The sequence below is a fragment of the Pantoea sp. VS1 genome (assembly GCF_002207995.1).
Taxonomy (GTDB): domain Bacteria; phylum Pseudomonadota; class Gammaproteobacteria; order Enterobacterales; family Enterobacteriaceae; genus Pantoea; species Pantoea dispersa.
In genome coordinates this window covers 1-332 of sequence record NZ_NHZE01000076.1, presented here as the reverse complement: position 1 = coordinate 332, position 332 = coordinate 1, and the positions used below count along the sequence as shown (strand labels likewise).

General features: G+C 65.7%; 1 protein-coding gene. It reads right to left on the bottom strand.

Annotated elements, in window-relative coordinates; translation table 11 throughout:
• The coding region (locus CBW22_RS23025) for an integrase core domain-containing protein (protein ID WP_254919557.1) at window positions 1-287 on the bottom strand (287 nt) is incomplete at its 3' end.
• Between the last annotated feature and the right edge of the window lie 45 nt (window positions 288-332).

Genomic DNA, 332 nt, shown 5'->3' with positions numbered 1-332 from the left:
TCCCCCCGTAACGCCGCGCTCAGGAAGGTTCGCCCGTTCAGCCTCAGGTCGCCTTTTTCACCGACTTTGTACAGCTTCGCCCCCTCCGGATAGCCCACCTCCGGCACTTTTCCGTCCCATCTCCGCGGTGAAGGCGTCCATATTTTCGCGGGCGGCTGCTGCCCGTGCGCCTCATGCGGCTTTTCCTGATTGAACTCGTTCCGCCATCCGCTGCACCACGCCTGCTGCTCCGGCAGCGAGCCAAAGACGTCGTGGTGGCTCATGGCGACCTTCAGCGACCGGTGCATCCGCTCGTGGCGGGCGTTCTGCCCCGGACAGCCCGGCGCGGTTCT